The following is a 1,308-nucleotide window of genomic DNA, read 5'->3' on the forward strand; positions in this document are numbered from 1 at the left end:
CCCAAACCGCCTCGATCTGGCCGCGCCACGCGCCCTTGCGCGAGAGCCCGGCAAGGAAAGATATCTGCAAGGTGCCGACCACCTCGCCGCCATCCACGGCCACCGCCAGCAGCTGATTGGGATCGGCGTCGATGGCGTTGAAAGCGTCGACATAACCTTGCGCCAGCGGCAAGGAAGCGTCCTCGCGGCCGGCGCCAAGCGGGTCGTCGGCCAGCATGGCCACGATATCAGGCAGGTCGGAGGCTTGCGCACGGCGGAAGGTGATCATGGTGTCGAGATATCGCGAGGCGGCGGCAGCGGCAAGATTTGAATACGTTCCCACTAGGCGCGGGCTAAACTTCGCCCTCATAAACCCGCTGCGCCTGCGTCAGCGCCTCATCGAGCCGCGCGCCCTCGGCATATCCAGCCAGGTTCCGTGGCCGCTCCATGTCAGGCATCAGCCTCGGACACGGCTCGGCGGCGCCGACCACCATCCGCACCGGGATGACGCCGGCCCAAACCGGATGCCCGTAATCCTCCTCGTCGTCGCCGACGCCCTTGGCGCGCACCTTCGCCGATGCCTCTTCAATACGCATGCCGATCACCGTCGTCGCCTTGGCCTCCTGCGCCGAGATCGGCCTCAGGGTCTCGCTCCGGCCGGGATAGAAACGGTCGACGACGCCGGCCAGCGCCTTCAGTTTCTCCTGCGGCTCGTCGACGATTCGCGCCGTGCCGAAACACATCGCCGAGCGATAGTTGGCCGAATGGTTGAAGCCCGAGCGCGCCAGCACCAGCCCGTCGAGATGCGACACCGTGAGACAGGCCGGCGTGCCGCCGCGCAGATTGCGCAGCATGCGGCTGGCCGACGAGCCGTGCCAGTACAGCATGTCGTCCTCGCGCCAGTGGATGGTCGGCGTGCAATAGGGCTGGCCGTCGAACGTATAGGCGACATGGCACAGCAGCCCGGCATCCAGCACCGCGAAGACTGCCGCATGGTCGTAGCTGCCGCGCTCGTGCAGGCGCTTGACGCGGTTGCGGCTGGTGGTCGGAAAACTGGCTGGCGTGTCGTTCACGGCTTGCATCCTTGGTTGTCGTCTGCCAACCATGCGCCATGACATTGGTCGATAAAAGAACCAATCCCATGAAGAAAAACCAGACCAATTTTCCGGATTGGTCGGCGCTGATCCCGGTCCTGCCGGGCGACGGCCCGCGCAGCCGCGAGCTCTATGCGGCGCTCAGGCGGCTGATCGAGACCGGCGCGCTGGCCGCCGGGGCGAAACTGCCGACCACCCGGGATCTCGCACAGCGCTTCGGCCTGTCGCGTTCGGC

General features: G+C 66.4%; 2 protein-coding genes and 1 pseudogene. 1 reads left to right on the forward strand and 2 read right to left on the reverse strand.

Going from position 1 to position 1,308, the window contains the following annotated elements; genetic code table 11:
• Nucleotides 1-268 (reverse strand): annotated as a pseudogene (locus EN991_RS36590) (GNAT family N-acetyltransferase); the annotation flags it as partial.
• A gap of 64 nt (nucleotides 269-332) precedes the next feature.
• A complete protein-coding gene (locus tag EN991_RS36595) occupies nucleotides 333-1,085 on the reverse strand; it encodes a pyridoxamine 5'-phosphate oxidase family protein (protein ID WP_063168570.1) in 753 nt (250 codons plus the stop codon).
• A 35-nt stretch (nucleotides 1,086-1,120) separates the two neighbouring features.
• On the opposite strand from EN991_RS36595, the gene EN991_RS36600 reads away from it, so the two are divergent.
• Nucleotides 1,121-1,308 (forward strand): GntR family transcriptional regulator (locus EN991_RS36600; RefSeq protein WP_127370541.1); only part of this gene is annotated, 188 nt, incomplete at its 3' end.

The organism is Mesorhizobium sp. M7A.F.Ca.US.005.03.2.1 (assembly GCF_003997795.1).
In the GTDB taxonomy this organism is placed as follows: Bacteria; Pseudomonadota; Alphaproteobacteria; order Rhizobiales; family Rhizobiaceae; genus Mesorhizobium; species Mesorhizobium ciceri.